We start from the raw sequence: 18,468 nt of genomic DNA, 5'->3' as shown, positions 1-18,468 counted from the left end.
GGTGAGTACATGGAAGAATTACACAATCACGTTCGGGAGTTACGAGCCAGAGACCGATTGTCTCAGGCAGAGCTGGCGAAGCTCATCGGAGCATCAAGGCAAACTATTGCTCTGATTGAACGCGGAGATTATTCTCCCTCGGTCGTTCTGGCATTAAAAATAGCTCATGTGTTCGGCGAATCTGTTGAAAAAATATTTGAATTGAAAGGTGGAAATATAGATGAATCCAACCGCTAATACCTCATCCAAAAAAAGAAGAATGCGCCTTCCGCTCTATGCCGCTGGCGGTGCTGTTGTCGGATTTATTTCCTCAGCCGCAATCACCAAGCTTCCCTCTGGTCTGAACTGGACCCTGTCCGTTTATTACGATTACGACCTGCTGTTTGCCCTGATCGCTCTGGCGGTGCTTGTTATGACCATTTGGAACAGCATTAGTCTGGCTCGTACTCCTTCTGCCCGTCCTGGAGAAGATGAAGCGGATGATATAAGTGACCATCCCTCCTTGATGTCCCCTGCTGAACGTTCGCTGGGAAGCGCCATGATGCTTAGCACGTTCAGTGTGATTACTTCATTTGCATGGGTCGCCCTTGCCTTGTCGTTATACGCATCGAGTAGAGACTTGCCCAAGTCTAGCAATCTGTTTACGCTTGGAAATTTGGTCGCCGCCTGCATCGCTGTAATCATCGTCGTTGTCCTGCAGAGCGTGACGATCAAACGTTACAATCGCTACTTCCCTGATCGCGCACTGGACTTGAACTCCCGCAACATGCAGAAAAATCACTTCGAAAAGCTGGATGAGGGCGAGAAATGGATCGTGTATCGCGCAGCCTATCGCTCGTTTCAGATGATGAATCTCCTGCTTGGCGTCGGTATGGCCGCTTTAGTCGTATATTCGATCTTATTTTCCTTTGCCGCTTTCCCGATCATACTGCTGTCAGTCATCTGGATCATCAACCTCGGCGTTTATTTTCGTGAAACTTATCGTGCCCAGAAGCAGTAATACACAGTGAACTACCTACTTTGGTAAAAATGACTAAAGGAGTGATGATGTGTATTTATTCAATCGAAATACCCGGTCCAAATGGACGGCGCTGACCAGCGCATGTATGGCAGTTGTTCTTTCTCTCAGCCTCTGGGCTCCCCAGGTTCAGGCTCAGACCGGAGCAACAGCCCCTGACTCTGACGGTTCGAAGCAGCCTGTAACACTGAATGCCGAATCGGCTAATGCTTTTCTGGATAAGTTCTTTGCTTCATCTGAAACCAAACCACATTACGTTGGCGCGTCTGTCGTCGTTGTAAAGGATGGTCAAGTAATTGCAGAAAAAGGATACGGCCATGCCGATCTGGACAAAAAAACACCTGTCGATCCGAAAAACACCGCTTTTCGTGTCGCCTCAGTCTCCAAAACCTTCACAGCTGCTGCGGTCATGCAGCTTGTTGAGCAAGGTAAGGTCGACCTGAAGGCTGATTTTCAGACCTATGTGAAGGGGTTGCACTTCGAGAATCCATTCGATGCGGAAGTAACAGTAGAACATCTGTTGACACACACCACCGGGTTTGAAATCCGTGATCCACAGCCAGAAGACATCCACACAGACCAAGGCAAGTACATAACGATGGGGGAATACGCCGAGAAGCATATGCCTCCTGTTGTGCGAAAGCCTGGTAGCGCCTACATGTACGATAACTTCTCGTTTTTGCTACTCGGGTTGATTGTTGAAAATGTCAGCGGCGAGCCGTTTGAGACGTACATGCAGGAGCACATCTTTAAGCCATTAGGCATGAACAACAGCAGTTTTATGCTAGATGAAAAATTTCAGAAACAGCTGGCCACTGGTTATGATGCAGCTCACAAGCCGGTTGACATGTACTTCATTGATCCAAATCCATTGCCTCAAGGCGGCATGCTGTCTACCGCGGATGACATCGGCAAGTTTATGATTGCCTTTCTGAATGACGGCAAGAAAGATAACCAGCAGATTTTGAAACCAGCAACCGTGAAAAGTATGGAGCAGTATCGCTCTTCCATTCACCCGTTGCTGCCGGATAGCACGTACGGATTCGAAGCACCATTTCAGCTCCCTGGGGCGGGAAGCAGTTCCAAAGTAATCACCAAAGCAGGCGACCTGTCAGGTTACAGCTCTTATCTATTTTTTATTCCTGAGCAGAACACAGGCGTCTTCCTTACCTATAATCAGAATGGAGCTCTGCGTAACCTGCTCTACTCGGCCTTTATTCAAAACTTCTTTCCTCAGTACGCTAAACCCGTACAATTCAAGGATTACACACCGCAACCTGCGGAAGAGTTGCAACGTTTCAACGGTTTTTATGCCGACCTTCGGATCAGTGCACTCATCAGCAAACTGCAAACTGGCGGTGAAACGTCCAGTCAATTAAGCATTAGTGATCCGTATCTGGGTGAACGTAAGCTGATTCAAGTGGAAGACAATCTGTTCACGGATGAATTAACAGGACAGTTCACAGCCTTCAAAACCTATGAAGATGGAACAACCTACATGAGAGAGCCGTATCTCAACCCATTCGGATATGCCAAAAAAGGGGGAAAAGCGGCGGGCTTCCTGGATGTTAAGAAGAACAATCCTTATGCTCAAGCGATCCATAGCTTGCAATCGCTTGGATATTTCGATAATGAAGCTAACCAGTCTTTCATGCCTAAAACGACTGTAACTCGTGCGGAATTTATCGAGGATATTCTTAAATTAAGTGGACTCAAGCCTAGCAAAACACCAGCGCCTGCAGACACCGACTGGGCTGGCCATACCTCAGCTGGCTATATCCAGCTTGCTTATGAAATGGGTATGATTACAGGTGCAGACGAGAAACAGTTTAAACCCGATCAAGCCATTGTTCGGCAAGAAGCAGCAGTTATGATATGGAGAGTATTTCAGCTGCAGTATCCAAGCGAACTGTTTAAGGACGTTAAACTTGCAGGCCACACAGATGCTTGGGCTGTGCCTGCAGTGCAAATGATGGTGAAGCTGGGTATCTACGGCCCTGAGGTCAAAATGCTGGAGGACAATGCTGCAGATTACCTCTCACGCAAACCTCTCATTCGTCAGGAACACGCTGCGATCATGTATGCGTTAATCACACAGCCGACCGATCGTATTGTCGCTGAATTGATGGCTGCACAGCAACCAGAGCAGGCAGGATCTGAGAAGATTACTAAAGAAGCCGCGACGCCAGAGAGCAAAGCTGAGAATGCGCCTAATCAAGCGACAGAAAGCGCTCCTCCAGCAACATCCGTTCAATAATTATGCTATACAAGTAAATGACAAAAAGGCTTGTTCGAAAGGATTTCTCCTTTACGAACAAGCCTTTTAAATTATGCAATTAATGAGGATACATGTGTGTTTCCGTTGCGCTGATCAAACTTGGCTGCGGTAGCCTGGGCATACTCTTCAAAATAATCTGCAAGTTTGAGTAGGTTTCCCGGATCTCCCTCATACGAGAAGGAAGCTGGCAGACGCAGACGATACCCTTCTGAGTCCTTTTCTTCAGCCCAGCGCCGCAATAACGAAGCTGCCTTCGCATAATACATCATTTTGGCATACGCATCCTCATGATCGGCTGCGAGCACCAGTGTTTCTTCAAGGATATCAATCCCTTTGGCAGGATTCGTAAGTGCGAGATACTCCATCTGCTCGGAAAAACTCTGCACGAAATCATTTTCACCTTTGATCAAACGATATCCTTTAACCTGATGTTTATCTGCCTCATCCTTCCGTCCCAAACGATACAGCGGCATCAGAACTTCGGACAAGGTCAGATGTGGGATCTCCGCACAGCTCATGCGTCCTTTGAGAATCGGCTTGGCGACTTCCAACACCTTCTCGTCGTCTCCCTTTAACATAAAATAACGCAAAATCTCGTCCTGCTCACACGCCTCGCAGTCACTCATGAAGTCGCGGTCTAACGCTCTAAACTTGTCATAACTGCGCCCCGCTTCTTCCAGCTCTCCGAAATCCATAAAAATGCGGAAACGGTAGTACCAGTAAGAACGCTCGCTGTACCCATAGGACTTAAACCTTGCTCCGAAATCCTCGAGCAGCTCCATGATCTTTTCACGTGAGATTTCCGGGAAATCGGGCATTTTGCCAAGAATCCATTTATAAGACCACAATAACGTTTCTTCATCATACAGCTCTGGTTGCTGATCAAACTTGCCTAGTTGCCAGGAGAAAGCGATCAAAGCTTTCATCGGATATCCACAGAAGGTGGCGACATCCACAATCTCTGAACGTGCTTCGTATGCCTCCTCAACCATACCATTGAGATCAGCCACCCGCGCTGCTTCCTCCAAAAAACCAAGCTTTGCGGAACCATTCGGCAGCTGATAGGCCTCTTCCATCAAATCTTCGAATTCCATCTCTGTCTTCATCAGGCATCTCCCTCATGATTCGTATTTGCGCGTAAACCCCAATCAATAAACCGTACAATTCCCTGGTTCAATACTTCAAGCTCCTGCTTGTTCATGGCATAATGTCCCATCATCAGTGCGTTGACATACAACATTTCAATAGCAATCGGTGTCATCTGATTATCTGGTGACGTCAACACCCGTTTAATGATCGGATTGTTCACATTCAAATACAACGTCGAGTACCCTGCCGAATTAATACCTGATGACAACGACCCAAGAACAGAGGAAAATAAGTCTGTGCTCTCTTCGCTCGCTTTTTCCAGCGCACGCAGCGTGGATGATTCCTGCGAAAGGGTGAACAACACCGGCAAGTCAGCGGGCTTGAATCCTTTCACTTCTGCGCGGCAGCGGAAACGTTGTAATGCCGAATCTGCCAGGCGTAGCGCATCATAATACTGGTTACGTTCAGCCGGTGCAACATCCGTGAATGTCATCGATACTTCATCTGGTTCAATACGCTCGGTCTCTACGTTATTCAGTATGACAGGTAGCATCCCCATCAGTTCTTTATCGTAGATGTAACCTGCGTTAACAACCAGCATGGACTGTGCAGAAGCCACATGGTGGATCTGGCGGTATTCATCAATGGTACTGGTATAGTACAGTGTCTCTCCTTCATCAATCAGTTCACCCAGTTCCCGGTGTCCTCGCGTTGTATCGAAAGGCAACCAGCGGTGAATCATCGCGTAAAATTCCTGATCCTGAACAGCCAGCGCCTTCATCGAAAGGGCGTGCAGACGAATCAACTTCTGTAGACGTTCAGTCTGCTGTTCAGCCATTTCGGTAAGTCCCATCCGCAAGGCGTCTCCGAGCTCGGAGCGCACTTCTTCCAGCTTTTCATTTTCATAAAAATGCTCTCTTGAAGCTGTCGGCTGCAGCTCGTCGGTCCAGATCAGACATTTTACAAAAAACGCCCACTCCGGCAAAATATTCTCGGCCTTCTCCGAAATAAGCATTCGCTTCAGATAGACCCGGTGAGAACGCTTGGCATTCAAATTCACGGCGTGCGGCAACACATAGGCAATGCCTCCCGTGCGCCCCGAAGCCGTTGTCAGCGGGATGAAATCCTGGAATTTCTCCCCAAGCAGACGTTCACCAAAGGCAAGCACTTCCGCACGGCAGGAACGAGCAAGCTCTGGACGTGTTAACCAGATCGGAGAATCCTGATTAACTACAGATTGCTTCCCGTCATGAATCAACGTGACCGGATATGGAAGAAGCGCACCATAATAAAATAAAGCTTCTTTCACATACTCCGCTTCAAAGTAGTGTGCCGCCTCCGGCGTACAACGCAGATATACTTTCGTTCCGGGAGACAATTGCGTGTCCAGCTGTCTGATCGTATACGTACCATCCGGCTTGCCGCGCCACTCCATGGAAGGGCCGCCCTTCACCGATTGAGTCAGCATGACGATCTCATGACTGACCATGAAACAGCTCAGCAGACCAATACCAAAACGTCCAATAAACGATGTCTCGCCATCCAGCAATGCCTGTTGTCCCCGCTTCGAGGATTGTCCTATCATCGCTAGAAACTCATGGATGTCCGCTTCGGTCAGACCAACTCCGTTGTCCTCCACCATCATCGTCAATTGATCTCCGGCTCCTGTTAGCTCAATACGAGCTTCTCCCTGATATCCCGGCTCCACTTCCTTGCGTGCCGTAATCGCATCTGTTGCATTCTGCATAAGCTCACGCAGGAAAACTTTTGGACTACTGTATAAATGATTCGATAAAATTTGGATCATTCCGCTCAGGTTCACCTGAAAGCGATATTCATTGGGTGTACTCATGAACCACTTCACCTTTCCTTTGGGTCTAACACAGCACTTAGCCGGCTTTAACATCTTCACACTGAATAAATGGATGTGTTAGACGAACTCATTATGTATATATCGGCCTATACTCTATTACTCCATTATCTACAGCAATGAAACAGCAATCAAACGGCCTTCATACCTTCTTTTCAAGGATACATTGTACAGCCTGCCAAAAAAACAAACCTTAGACCCGATTTGGTGAAATTTCCCGGGGAATTATGCACTAGGTTTTCAGGACTATTGAAGCAATAATATATTTCTTTAGTCTTAGTTGAACGATCTGACACCTCTGGACGTATAATCATCAAATTTAGAAAACGGACGGTGATTATACATGATTGAGGTTCTCAATATAAACAAATATTTCGGTGAGCATCAAGCACTGCAAGATGTCAGCTTCACGATTCAGCAGGGCAGTATAACCGGGCTTATTGGCCCAAACGGCTCGGGTAAAACAACCCTCATTCGGATCATGAACGGAGTTCTGGGCGCAAACAGCGGGCTGGTTACCATCCAAGGCATGGATACATCAATAGAAACAGAAAAGGTGCTGGGAATCTGCGGAACACTGACCGAGCAAAGCGGCTTGTACGAAAATATGAGTGGGCGGGATAATCTTCTGTTTTTTGCGGATGCCTTTGGGCTAAAACGTGCAACTGAACGCATTGACGAGTTGGTGCATCTCCTTGAGATTCAGGATTACCAGCATCGTAAGGTCGGTACCTATAGCACAGGGATGAAGAAACGTTTAGGTCTGGCACGTGTGCTGTTGCACCGCCCTTCGATTCTGTTTCTCGATGAGCCGACCAACGGTCTCGATCCTGACGGAATCCAGACTGTGCTTCGTATCATTCGTCAGTTAAATACGGAGCTGAACCTGACGATTCTCATCTCCTCACACGTGCTTACTCAGCTTTCCGCCGTGTGTGATCATTATATTTTTATGGAAAAGGGTCGTGTTGTTGAGAAAGGGACTGAAAAGGAGATCATTCAGCGTTATCAATCCGCACCGCGGCTAGAGGTCGAAGCAGATATGCCAAACGGTTGGAAGGTAGGAAAGTATTCGCCCGAGACGGTTACAGCGCATACAGCAACATACCAACTCTCGTCTCGTGAACATATTCCGTTGCTGCTTCGGCAGCTGACCGAGCATGGTCAGGTCTATCAGGCACGTATGGAAGGTAATGATCTGGAAAGCATCTATTTTGCGATAAGGGAGGCGAATGCACATGAATAATCGCCAAGCGATACGTGCACTCATTCGTAAAGATATTCGTTCTGTCACATCCAGCGTGCAACTATGGCTGCCTATGCTGATTGTACCGCTAATCATCGGAATCATTGTTCCTTCTGCTATGTTGTGGGTTGCATCCCGCGTGAATCTACATTCGATAAGTAACCTAAATGTTGTATTGGACACATTAGACAAGCTCATTCAGGGTGGACAGTTGCCCTCCCTTGCTACCATGACCACAGACAATCAACGCATTGTTTATTTTCTTGGCTTGTATATGTTCGCCCCCTTGTTTCTCATCATTCCAGTGATGGCTTCCAGCATCCTGACTGCCAACAGTTTCGCTGGCGAGAAGGAACGCAAGACACTGGAAGGTTTGCTATTTACACCAATGAGCATGAGTACACTGTTTAGAGGTAAAGTTCTGGCTGCTTTCATTCCGTCAGTGTTGTTGTCCTGGGTGACCTTCATCATCTATGGGGTCATTGCCAACATCCTGATGTACCCGATCTTCGGCACACTGATGTTTCCGAACTGGAACTGGATCATTCTGATCCTTTGGGTGGTCCCTACATGCAGTTTAGCCGTTATTCTCCTCAATGTGCTGATCTCGGCTAAAGTACGGGGATTTCAGGAAGCTTACCAGCTTGGCGGACTTGTTGTCTTGCCCCTGATTGCCCTGATTGCTGGTCAGGCCACCGGCATGTTAATGATTGGGCCATGGATGTTGCTGGGCTCCGGTGCAGCGATGCTGCTCACGAGCTTTATTTTACTCCGCCTCGTAACCATGTGGAACCGCCGTCAGCAACTTGCGGAGAGTCAGATCTGATTGAGAAATAAACAGACGCGAGTTATGATGTGGAGACATGTACTGGGATGATTATAGAGAGGAATGGAACAACAGCATGGAATACAACCTACTCCAGAAATTAAAATATGCTTCATCATTAACGGCACAGGAGAAGCATATTGTGGACTTTATCCTGAACGACCCCGAAGTTGTATTCCACTCTACAGCCCAGGAACTGGCTCAGCAGACTTATACAAGTGCGTCCACTATTGTTCGTCTATGCAAAAAGCTGGGTACCAAAGGGTACCCAGACTTTCAGTTAAAGCTTGCGCTAGAATATCAACAACAACCCCCTTCCCCCTTACGGACGCCGGATCATACAATCACAGAACAAGGCAATGTACTGGCTGCGATTGACTCTGTTCCCTACCTATATCACCAGGCGCTGGATGAGACACACCGTATGTTAAACGCTCCTGTTTTAGTACGAATCGCGAATTGGGTCAAAGAATCCGCACGTATCGATATCTACGGTAGCGATATAAATTATTATTTGGCACAGCAAGCTTGTGCCAAATGGAACGAGCTTGGCATTGCGGCGGTGGCACACAATGGTCCCAACATGCATTATTTAAATACAATGAATACCAGTCAGTTTATCCTGTCTTTTGTCATATCTCATACGGGAGAGAACTCATCCATGATTGAAGCTGCCAGAGTACTGAAGAATATGCAACGTGAAGTCATCGCCGTGACCGAAAACAATCTTTCAACACTGTCCAGACATTGTGATGAAACACTGCTAAGCTATGGTTATAACGAACAATTGAGGTTATCCAAAATGTCTTCCATGATCTCGGTACTCTATCTGTTTGATATGCTGTATATGGCGAGCATCAGCGACAACTACTGAGATTAATTATTAATCATTTATCCGCGTCCGCGGCAAAAACAATTCCCGCATTTTTGCGAGCTTCCGCCAGTACGTTCATTACAGAACGGCTGTGTTGAAGCAGTTCATAACACCGCTTATAGTTTTTAGCCAAATAAATATCTCTGAACACTTCCCACTCATAGTACAGCCAATTGGCTTTGTTCTGCGCACTATACTCCTCAGATGGCTCTTTCCCGATCTGAAGCTTGATTTCCCGGCAACCGTTCGCTCCTCCTACAACCTGAAGGTACCCTTTTTCTCCCTGGATGAGCACAAAGTTCATGCCATTCGTATCTTTAGCACCTACACATTCTGCAATGAACTCGGGATACTTGAGGACCACAACTCCTGATGTATCAATGCCGTTCGCATGCTGATTCGCTGTATACGATACGGTATCCGGACTGCCAAACAAACTCATAACCAGATGCAGATTGTAAATGTTGATATCCATCAGCGCTCCACCAGAGAACTCGGGATTAAATACGTTCGGTGTCTGCCCCGCTAGAAGATCATTGTATTTACGGGAGTATTGACTGTAGTTACACTGAATCAGTTTGATCGCACCAAGCTTTGGTAGTTGCTCCTCGATGATTTTGATATTGGGCAAATGAATGTTGGAGATGGCCTCAAACAGCAGCAGGTTCTTTTCTTTTGCAAGTGCAATCAGCGTTTCTGCTTCCTGAAGCGTGGACGTGAACGGTTTTTCACATACAACATGTTTACCATGTTGAAGTGCCTGATAGGCCTGTTCATAATGCATACTATTGGGCGAAGCAATGTAAACGAGATCTACATTTTGATCCGAAAGTAAGGACTCCAGGTCTGTATAGATTGTACTTACCCCATATTTACCTGCAAGCTCTTGCGCAGTCTCTCTCTTACGGGAGTACATCGCTGTGACCTTGACATCCTCCAGTTCATTGATCGCGGATAAAATGGCATCTACAATGGAACTTGTACCTATGGTTGCTATCTTCATCATATCGTTTCTCTCCTGTCGTTGTGGTTCAGTCACAACCATGTTACCACGTCCAAATTAGGTGGAGGATATTTCAGGACGAGAATGGTCGCATCATGCGCAAGTTTATTTCAAGTTGAACCGAGTATGAAATTCAATTTCATTCTCTTGCTTTTTCTCCTTCTATCCCCGCTCTCATCCCCATTCTAGATCTAACATAAATTCCATAGTTTACCGATATAACATAAGAAATTGACGACATATATATCTAAGGGGAGGAAGCAAGAATGAAAACAGGGTATACATACGTACAACGCACCCTCTGTGCATTGCTGTTATTTACACTCATTACAGCAGTTACATTAACAGGCGGAACCGCTGCCCAAGCAGCTTCGCTAAGCCAGTCAACCGTCTATTATGAATCTGATGGCGTACTTTACAAAGTATCCGGAGATGGTAGCAATCCAGCAGAAGTATTAATTGATTTTGAAGGCGTAGATTTGACTGCAGCGGGATCATATCTCTACTACACTCAGTCCTCTACTTCCACAAAATTACTTCGCGTTCCAAATGACGGTTCCAGTGATGCACCAGAGACATTCGCTTCTGATGTCATCAATTATTATGCGGATAACGGATTTATCTACTACATAGACTCCAAGGGAAGCATATATCGTGCCAATGGCGACCAAGGTATATCATCTGCAACCAAAATTGCGGACAAAGTTAATACGGACCACCCACTTCTAATCGTGACCAAAGGACGTGTGTACTACAATACCTTGGTTGGCGGGAATACGTGGGTGGCTTCCAAAGCATCAAACGGTACTGGAAACGTACAGAAGCTGGCCCAAGGTGCTGTAGAGAGTCGTTATTTTGTGAACTTTGCCAAAAATGAATTACAACTCATGGTCAACACCAATCCTGACGAGCAATATTACTCTACAAAAGCTATTGTGATGTACAAGGCCAACTACAACACAGGTAAAGGCACGGCCGTGAATGCAAAAGCCAAGCTTGATGTAAACGCCGTTTATTCCGGTGGCTGGAGCAACAATCTATATGTGTACAATAGTGGTATTAAGCTGGACAGCAACAAGGATTATAACTATTCCCTGGGCAAAGCTTATGCATTGACAACATCCGGTAAAACATTTCAGCTTCACTCCAAAAGCGTGCGAGAAGTCAGTGCAGTTGGAACAGACAAGGTGGTAATCATTGATGCGGATCAAAAAGCGTACGCCAAAACGGTTACTGCGAGCAAGGTGAGTAAAACGTCTAATCTCAACTTGAGCAACGTAACCTACGTTACGAATCAATGGATGAATGATAAACCGGATGTTGCCTACATTTCTGGAAAAAACGGCCTTTATGCAGTCAATCCATCTCTAAAAGTAAGCAAAATAGCCGCTGACGAATGGGAAACGTTCCACTTGCGAGATGATGTTCCAGGAATCTTCTACATCCATGCGAAAGATGAATTCCGTTTATATCATTCAGAGGCCAATGGAACAGGGCAACAAGCATTAAGTGATATTTTCCTGGACAACATTCTTTTGATTACACTGAATTAAGTCCGTTACAGATTCGTTCATTTCACGTCAGAACAAGGATGACTCTACAGCTTTGGTGCTGAGTGTCATCTTTTTTTGTGATGCTCACATTTTGACGTATATGTTACATTCGACGTATAAAATTTTCATTTTTCTTTCCACGTTTTCTGATTTGTCGAAATTATTTTTCAAAAACGCCTTCCATTTGAGAATGATAATTGTTATCATTAAGAAAATAAGACAAAAGGATGGTCCGTATGAATGAATCGTTTCCCGTATTAACCGAAACCTCTTCTTTACCGCTACTCTCTTCAATGTGCCGAGTACGTCGCGGGAAAAATTTCCGTATACAAGGCATCACGGTAAGCCGGCCCATACTTTGTCTTATTTTAAAAGGCAACGGCCTTCTGGTTCTGGACGACATCGTTTACGAAGCACAGGCTGGTGAACTGTTTCTGATCAAACCCGGCTTGACTATCGATGCAGTGGCTCATTCAGGAATCACTGAATTCCTTATGTTAAGTATGGAACAAGTCAATATGCAGCGAGTACGAGGCAAATGGAACATGACCGCTTCTTCCTATCTTCCATTTGAATGGCAGGCTGGCAAAATGCGCATCCGGCATGAACAGCAGGCAGCAGAACGAATGGCCAAGTTGTATGATTCCTATCGAGGGGAACTTGCAGAGCATTTTGTCAGCATACATAGTCAGTTACATGAACTTCTACAATTCCTGTCAGAGCATCGATTGGAAGAAAACCTTGAAAAGGTAGATCCCGCACTGGAGCGTAGCATTTCATATATGCGTCGTTTCATGAGTGAAGGTATTAGCATGGATCATCTGGCCAAAATCGCCGGACTGACCCCAAGCTCATATTCCCGCAGCTTCAAAAAAGCAAAAGGCATGTCACCTACCGATTATCTCAATCGGCTACGGATTGAAGAAGCCAAAAAGCAACTGATAGAGGAAAACTGTGTTCTCAAAGAGGTTGCAGAATCCGTTGGATATGGCAATGAATATTATTTTAGTCGTAAATTCAAGCAGATGACTGGCATTGCGCCAAGTATATATATGAAGAAACATCGGTTACGTGTAGCCACAATATCTAGCGCTGGCTTTGATGAGCACCTACACTCCTTGGGATTGAAGCCAGTTGAATCACTGAATTTGGACCATAGTCAGAATAAGAAGACAGCGGAGCAAGAACGTAATCTAACGAACCAACTGGAACAACTTCACAAAGCTAAACCTGATCTGATTATTGGTGACGTGTCCTGTCAACCTTATACTGATCAACTGAAAGGTATTGCCCCTGTCGTCATTGTCGAAGTGACCGATGATTGGAAAGAGACTCATATTCGGTTGGCAGAGCTTACCGGGCGTGAGAAGCAAGCAAAGCACCATTTCAAGGAACTTGCACTTCATCGGTTGGAAGTCGCTCCATCCTCTACATTTACATCGAGTCGCGACCGGAAGCATGTCGTTTGGACAGACCGAATGAATTCTCCGCTTATTCATTCACAAGCCAAAGGCTCCACATTGCGGATTCCCTCACAACATATACAGCGGAAAAAGAAAAACCTATTGAAGCCCGTTGTCATGCATCCTTCTACGGCATTGGTACACGAAAACTTGAGTGTCATCGGGCGTTAAAAAGCAAAGGGACCCTTCCTGACGGAATGGGTCCTTTGTTTCGAGCTTATAACTGTTCTTTCATTTCTTCTTTAATCTCTTCTTTTGGAACAAGCTTATAGATTTCTTCATCTTCCATCGTATCAATAAGCCTGTCGAGCCATCGGTAGTATGCTTCCGCTTGCAATACTTTACGCTTGTCCTCATGCAGTACTTGCAGAAGCTCAGCGTCAGTCTGTTCATCAAGCTGATCCATCAACCGGTTCATCTCATCTACGGATTTACGAAGAATCTGAAGGTTGCTCTCCACCGCTTTTCTCCATTTAATGGCGAAATAATCCGTAAACGTCTGATGCCAGTCATACTCCACTTCATATAGATCTTTTCTGGAGCCTTTGCTCCACACCTTATTTACCATTTTTAGATCCAGCAGAGTTCGTACTCCGGTGCTCATGCTTGTTTTGCTCATTTCCATTTCCCGGCCCATATCGTCAAGGGTCATCGGTTTTTCTGCGAAAAATAGCAATCCATATAAATGTCCCGTGGACAACGTTACGCCGTATAGATCCATATTTCGTCCAATGGCTTCGATAACGCGTTTACGGATCTTCAGCACCGCTGTCTGCTGATCCTCTTGCAAATGGTCCAAGCTCATGCTTGCAACCTCCATTCTGACATTCCAGTCTTGGCAAAAAATCAGCATGTTCAAGCTCTGCTTACATGGGAAAGCATGTAACTGGATATTCTATAAGCTAGAAAACACCTCACACCCAATGGATTATCTTGGGAACTTTACCATGCTTCAATTTGCCTACGATGATCATTTAACCAAAAAAATAAGCTTTAATTCAGCTCATTTTCTATTGTAGGAAAAGCAATAATAAATGTAAAGATGTCTGATTAGCCATAATAAGGAGATAAACAGAGCATTTCGAAGGAAAACTTTGTACAGTTTTTACTGTATAAACATTATGTACTGTTTATTCGGTTGCTATACTGGTTAACTATTGTTAGAATACAAACCGTTACCCAGAAAGACGGGAAGCGAAGCAAAAATTACCGGATTTCGTGGCTGGGCGCACAAGTGTATGGGCTTGTGGTTGCTGAAGGCCGTTCGAAGTGCACAACACATCAGAAGGGGTGAAAACATGACCATACTTGAAGTAAAAAACGTAAGTAAACTGTTTGGCCCCCAAACCGAGCAAGGTCTTGAATTACTGGAGCAAGGTTGGGGCAAAGAAAAGTTGGCCAAAGAAAAACAAATAACGGTTGGTGTCAATCGGGTCAACATGGAAATTAAAGAAGGCGAAATCTTCGTTATTATGGGCCTGTCCGGTAGTGGTAAGTCCACACTGGTTCGGATGTTCAATCGCCTGATTGAACCAACATCCGGAGAAATACTGGTTCATGGCAAAGATTTGCGAAAAATGAACAAAGAACAATTGCGTGAAGTACGCCGGAAAACGATCAGTATGGTGTTTCAGAAGTTTGCGTTGTTTCCGCACCGCACTGTTCTTGATAATGTGGAATATGGTTTAGAAATTCAAAAGGTAGATAAGGAAGTTCGCCGTGAGAAAGCCAAGACCTCACTCGAACTGGTTGGCCTTAAAGGCTGGGAAGACAAAATGCCGGATGAACTGAGCGGCGGGATGCAGCAACGTGTCGGCCTCGCTCGGGCACTTGCGAATGACCCGGAAGTACTGCTGATGGACGAAGCCTTCAGTGCGCTTGATCCATTGATTCGTCGTGATATGCAAGATGAGTTGATTGAGCTTCAGGATAAGATGAAAAAGACGATTATTTTCATTACCCATGACTTGGACGAAGCGCTGCGCATCGGCGATCGGATTGCTCTTATGAAAGACGGCGCCGTTGTGCAGATCGGTACACCGGAGGAAATTATGATTCAACCGGCCAACTCATACGTGGCCCGCTTCGTCGAAGACGTGGACTTGTCCAAGGTCCTCACAGCATCACACGTTATGCGCCGTCCTGAGACCATTACAACCGATCGTGGTCCCCGTGTTGCTCTCGAGTTAATGCGTGAACGCGGGATATCAAACCTGTTTGTCATTGATCGCTCCAAAAAATTGCTGGGTGTCATTACAGCAGAAGATGCTTCCCGTGCTATGCGTGAGAGCAAAACTTTGAATGATATTCTGATCACCGACGGGCCAACCGTTGGACCAGAAACCTTAATACATGAACTATTTGAAATCACAAGTTCAGCCCATGTGCCGCTTGCCGTTGTTGGTGAGAACGGCCGACTGCAAGGTGTTATCGTCCGCGGTGCCCTGCTGGGTGCACTTAGCGGTGAAGTCGCAACAAAGGAGGAACCTGTGAATGATTCCCAAAATACCACTAGCATCGTGGATTGAATCCATTGTTGACTGGATGAGCTCCTCGCTCTCCGGATTGTTTAAAGTGATCTCTGTCGTTATTCAGGAAGTCGTCGGATTTTTCTCGGGGCTGTTTATGTTGCCTCATCCGCTCCTGTTTATTGCTATACTAGGTGTACTGGCGTTTTTGGTAGGCAGATTGCCTCTTACCCTGTTTACTGTTATCGGATTCCTGCTTGTCGATAACCTGGGCTACTGGTCTCAATCCATGGACACGCTCGGTCTTGTTATCACGTCAGGATTGATCTCAATTCTGGTCGGTGTACCTGTTGGTATCTGGCTGGCATACAGCAAAACTGCTGCACGGATTATCACACCGCTGCTTGACTTCATGCAGACGATGCCAGCATTCGTTTATCTGTTGCCAGCCGTTACGTTCTTCAGTCTCGGCGTTGTTCCCGGCGTTATAGCATCGGTGATCTTCGCTATTCCGCCAACCATTCGTCTGACTCACCTGGGGATTAAGCAAGTTTCCAGTGAACTGGTTGAAGCAGCGGATGCTTTTGGATCAACTTCGGCTCAGAAATTGTTCAAGGTACAGCTTCCACTCGCCTTGCCTACGGTGATGTCCGGTATTAACCAGACCATCATGTTGTCCCTGTCCATGGTTGTTATTGCATCCATGATCGGTGCACAGGGTATCGGTGCAGAAGTGTACCGTGCTGTAACGCAGCTTCAGATTGGTAAAGGTTTTGAAGCCGGTCTTGCTGTCGTGGTACTTGCCATCGTGCTTGACCGCTTTACGCAAAATCTGTTTATGCCTGGCCGTAAAAAAACTTCCCGTGTCTCTACGAAACAAAAGGCATGGATTACTGCAGCGGCAACACTACTTGTACTTGTTGCTGGCTTCTCTCAATACTTCACGGGCAGCACAACATCTGCTGGTGGCAACAACGGAGCAGCCAATGCTGTAGGTAAGGAAGTGAACTATCAGATTATTGGTATCGATCCAGGTGCAGGCATTATGAAATCAACCGCCAAAGCCATCAAGGATTATAACTTGTCAGACTGGAACCTGATTGAAGGTTCGGGTGCCGCGATGACCGCTACACTCGACAAAGCCATCAAAAACGAACAACCAATCATCATTACTGGCTGGACTCCTCACTGGATGTTCAACAAGTATGATCTGAAATATTTGGAAGACCCCAAAAAATCGTTTGGTGATGCCGAAGAAATTCATACCATCGCTCGTAAAGGCCTGAAAGAGGATCACCCGGTTGCTTATGAGTTCCTGAAGCGCTTTAAATGGACTTCGGATGAGATGGGTGAGATGATGATTGCCATTCAGGATGGTACATCCCCTGAACAGGCTGCCAAAGATTATGCAGAGAAACATGCGGATCAGATTGACGAATGGACAAAAGGTCTGACACCGGTGAACGGCGATGCGTTCAAACTGAGTTATGTTGCATGGGATTCCGAGATTGCAAGTACCAACTTGCTGAAATATGTCATGGAGAACAAACTCGGATACAAAGTCAACGCACTTCAAGTTGAAGCTGGACCTATGTGGACGGGTGTGGCCTCAGGTGACGTAGATGCATCTCCTGCGGCCTGGTTACCACTGACACATGCTGACTACTGGGAACGTTACAAAGATCAAGTTGAGGACCTTGGAGCCAATATGACAGGTGTACGCACAGGTCTGGTCGTTCCTAAATATATGACGGACGTTAACTCGATTGAAGATTTGGAAACGGGGGCTTCAACTTCTGGTTCATCCTCTGAACCTGCGGCAAATGCCAACGTTGGAGATGAAGTCAACCACCGGATTATCGGTATTGACCCAGGTGCCGGTATTATGAAATCCACCGCCAGTGCCATTGAAAAATATGGCCTGACCAACTGGAATTTGGTAGAAGGGTCCGGCGCAGCCATGACGGCTACGCTGGACAAAGCTTACAAGAATAAAGAACCAATTATTATTACAGGTTGGACTCCGCATTGGATGTTCAACCAATATGACCTGAAATATTTGGAAGATCCCGATAAAGTCTATGGAGATGCCGAAGAAATTCATACCATCGCTCGTAAAGGTCTGAAAGAAGATCATCCGGTAGCTTATGAATTCCTGTCCCGCTTCAAATGGACTTCGGATGAGATGGGCGAGATGATGATTGCCATTCAAGACGGTACCTCACCGGAACAAGCTGCCAAAGACTATGCTGAGAAACACAAAGATCAGATTGATGAATGGACGAAAGGTCTGACACCCGTGAACGGTGATACGTTCCGTCTCGGTTATGTTGCCTGGGACTCCGAGATTGCAAGTACGAACCTACTGAAATATGTAATGGAAAAAAATCTCGGTTATAAAGTCAATGCACTGCAAGTTGAAGCCGGACCAATGTGGACGGGTGTTGCATCAGGCGACGTGGATGCTTCTCCGGCTGCATGGCTTCCTCTGACACATGCTGATTATTGGGCTAAATACAAGGATCAATTGGATGACCTTGGTGCCAATATGACAGGTGTAAAAACGGGGCTTGTTGTACCAGCATACATGGATATCAAATCCATCGCAGACTTAAAGGATAAATAAATCTTTTCTCTTGTTCAAACATTCTTTGCAGTAAGTTGATTTTGTTCTTATAGCATTGTTTCTTTTAATGGAAACGGCCTATCTCGAATGTACGAGATAGGCCGTTTTCGTTTAACTAACAAAGAGACGAAAAGGGCCTTTGTGCCTCTTCGTC

General features: G+C 46.0%; 14 protein-coding genes. 10 read left to right on the top strand and 4 right to left on the bottom strand.

The features are described from left to right. The first annotated feature begins 9 nt into the window (after window positions 1-9). Genes MKY23_RS06625 through MKY23_RS06615 form a run of 3 tightly spaced genes read left to right on the top strand, consistent with a single transcriptional unit; the run spans window position 10 to window position 3,275 of the window. On the top strand, window positions 10-237 hold the full coding sequence (locus MKY23_RS06625) for a helix-turn-helix transcriptional regulator (protein WP_090918145.1): 228 nt from the start codon (window positions 10-12) through the stop codon (window positions 235-237). Continuing rightward, a complete protein-coding gene (locus MKY23_RS06620) occupies window positions 221-1,000 on the top strand; it encodes a DUF3169 family protein (RefSeq protein WP_339836491.1) in 780 nt (259 codons plus the stop codon). The genes MKY23_RS06625 and MKY23_RS06620 overlap by 17 nt, the downstream gene beginning before the upstream one ends. 49 nt (window positions 1,001-1,049) lie before the next feature. Beyond that, complete coding sequence (locus MKY23_RS06615; RefSeq protein WP_339836488.1) at window positions 1,050-3,275, top strand: serine hydrolase; 2,226 nt, start codon at window positions 1,050-1,052, stop codon at window positions 3,273-3,275. Window positions 3,276-3,346: 71 nt separating this feature from the next. Here the strand turns inward: MKY23_RS06615 and MKY23_RS06610 are convergent, their stop codons facing one another. Next, complete coding sequence (locus MKY23_RS06610) at window positions 3,347-4,402, bottom strand: hypothetical protein (protein WP_221787875.1); 1,056 nt, start codon at window positions 4,400-4,402, stop codon at window positions 3,347-3,349. Continuing rightward, window positions 4,402-6,237, bottom strand: a complete 1,836-nt coding sequence (locus tag MKY23_RS06605) for an HSP90 family protein (protein ID WP_339836483.1) — start codon at window positions 6,235-6,237, stop codon at window positions 4,402-4,404. The genes MKY23_RS06610 and MKY23_RS06605 overlap by 1 nt, the downstream gene beginning before the upstream one ends. Before the next feature lie 361 nt (window positions 6,238-6,598). Here MKY23_RS06605 and MKY23_RS06600 point away from each other — a divergent pair, with 361 nt between their 5' ends. Genes MKY23_RS06600 through MKY23_RS06590 form a run of 3 tightly spaced genes read left to right on the top strand, consistent with a single transcriptional unit; the run spans window position 6,599 to window position 9,201 of the window. After that, complete coding sequence (locus MKY23_RS06600) at window positions 6,599-7,501, top strand: ABC transporter ATP-binding protein (protein ID WP_339836480.1); 903 nt, start codon at window positions 6,599-6,601, stop codon at window positions 7,499-7,501. Then, a complete protein-coding gene (locus MKY23_RS06595) occupies window positions 7,494-8,327 on the top strand; it encodes an ABC transporter permease (protein WP_339836477.1) in 834 nt (277 codons plus the stop codon). Before MKY23_RS06600 ends, MKY23_RS06595 begins: the two co-directional genes overlap by 8 nt. Window positions 8,328-8,364: 37 nt before the next feature. Then, window positions 8,365-9,201 (top strand): MurR/RpiR family transcriptional regulator, encoded by an 837-nt coding sequence (locus MKY23_RS06590; RefSeq protein ID WP_339836474.1) that lies wholly within the window; start codon window positions 8,365-8,367, stop codon window positions 9,199-9,201. 13 nt (window positions 9,202-9,214) lie between these two features. Here the strand turns inward: MKY23_RS06590 and MKY23_RS06585 are convergent, their stop codons facing one another. Then, window positions 9,215-10,204 carry a Gfo/Idh/MocA family oxidoreductase gene (locus tag MKY23_RS06585; protein WP_339839284.1) on the bottom strand — a complete coding sequence of 330 codons (990 nt, stop codon included), beginning with the start codon at window positions 10,202-10,204 and terminating at the stop codon, window positions 9,215-9,217. A gap of 266 nt (window positions 10,205-10,470) precedes the next feature. Here MKY23_RS06585 and MKY23_RS06580 point away from each other — a divergent pair, with 266 nt between their 5' ends. Together MKY23_RS06580 and MKY23_RS06575 are read left to right on the top strand one after the other, a co-directional pair. Next, entirely contained in the window at window positions 10,471-11,757 is a 1,287-nt protein-coding gene (locus MKY23_RS06580) for a DUF5050 domain-containing protein (RefSeq protein WP_339836471.1), read from the top strand. Window positions 11,758-11,993: 236 nt separating this feature from the next. Then, on the top strand, window positions 11,994-13,391 hold the full coding sequence (locus MKY23_RS06575; RefSeq protein ID WP_339836468.1) for a helix-turn-helix domain-containing protein: 1,398 nt from the start codon (window positions 11,994-11,996) through the stop codon (window positions 13,389-13,391). A 46-nt stretch (window positions 13,392-13,437) separates the two neighbouring features. Here MKY23_RS06575 and MKY23_RS06570 read toward each other — a convergent pair whose 3' ends face one another. Then, window positions 13,438-14,025, bottom strand: coding sequence for a GbsR/MarR family transcriptional regulator (locus tag MKY23_RS06570; RefSeq protein ID WP_090918165.1), 588 nt, complete (start codon window positions 14,023-14,025; stop codon window positions 13,438-13,440). A 493-nt stretch (window positions 14,026-14,518) separates the two neighbouring features. On the opposite strand from MKY23_RS06570, the gene MKY23_RS06565 reads away from it, so the two are divergent. Both MKY23_RS06565 and MKY23_RS06560 read left to right on the top strand, forming a co-directional pair. Continuing rightward, window positions 14,519-15,748 (top strand): glycine betaine/L-proline ABC transporter ATP-binding protein, encoded by a 1,230-nt coding sequence (locus MKY23_RS06565; RefSeq protein WP_090918167.1) that lies wholly within the window; start codon window positions 14,519-14,521, stop codon window positions 15,746-15,748. Continuing rightward, window positions 15,714-18,314 (top strand): glycine betaine ABC transporter substrate-binding protein, encoded by a 2,601-nt coding sequence (locus MKY23_RS06560; RefSeq protein ID WP_221787869.1) that lies wholly within the window; start codon window positions 15,714-15,716, stop codon window positions 18,312-18,314. The genes MKY23_RS06565 and MKY23_RS06560 overlap by 35 nt, the downstream gene beginning before the upstream one ends. The last annotated feature ends 154 nt before the right edge of the window (window positions 18,315-18,468 follow it).

The organism is Paenibacillus sp. FSL R7-0272 (genome assembly GCF_037969905.1).
In the GTDB taxonomy this organism is placed as follows: domain Bacteria; phylum Bacillota; class Bacilli; order Paenibacillales; family Paenibacillaceae; genus Paenibacillus; species Paenibacillus polysaccharolyticus.
The sequence above is the reverse complement of the archived record's forward strand: the minus strand, read 5'-3'. Positions and strand labels throughout refer to the sequence as shown.

Coding starts and splice junctions, on each gene's coding strand:
- MKY23_RS06590 (WP_339836474.1), top strand. CDS start 8,365: ATGTACTGGGATGATTATAGAGAGGAATGGAACAACAGCATGGAATAC.
- MKY23_RS06610 (WP_221787875.1), bottom strand. CDS start 4,402: ATGAAGACAGAGATGGAATTCGAAGATTTGATGGAAGAGGCCTATCAG.
- MKY23_RS06575 (WP_339836468.1), top strand. CDS start 11,994: ATGAATGAATCGTTTCCCGTATTAACCGAAACCTCTTCTTTACCGCTA.
- MKY23_RS06565 (WP_090918167.1), top strand. CDS start 14,519: ATGACCATACTTGAAGTAAAAAACGTAAGTAAACTGTTTGGCCCCCAA.
- MKY23_RS06585 (WP_339839284.1), bottom strand. CDS start 10,204: ATGAAGATAGCAACCATAGGTACAAGTTCCATTGTAGATGCCATTTTA.
- MKY23_RS06595 (WP_339836477.1), top strand. CDS start 7,494: ATGAATAATCGCCAAGCGATACGTGCACTCATTCGTAAAGATATTCGT.
- MKY23_RS06625 (WP_090918145.1), top strand. CDS start 10: ATGGAAGAATTACACAATCACGTTCGGGAGTTACGAGCCAGAGACCGA.
- MKY23_RS06570 (WP_090918165.1), bottom strand. CDS start 14,025: ATGAGCTTGGACCATTTGCAAGAGGATCAGCAGACAGCGGTGCTGAAG.
- MKY23_RS06600 (WP_339836480.1), top strand. CDS start 6,599: ATGATTGAGGTTCTCAATATAAACAAATATTTCGGTGAGCATCAAGCA.
- MKY23_RS06605 (WP_339836483.1), bottom strand. CDS start 6,237: ATGAGTACACCCAATGAATATCGCTTTCAGGTGAACCTGAGCGGAATG.
- MKY23_RS06560 (WP_221787869.1), top strand. CDS start 15,714: ATGATTCCCAAAATACCACTAGCATCGTGGATTGAATCCATTGTTGAC.
- MKY23_RS06580 (WP_339836471.1), top strand. CDS start 10,471: ATGAAAACAGGGTATACATACGTACAACGCACCCTCTGTGCATTGCTG.
- MKY23_RS06620 (WP_339836491.1), top strand. CDS start 221: ATGAATCCAACCGCTAATACCTCATCCAAAAAAAGAAGAATGCGCCTT.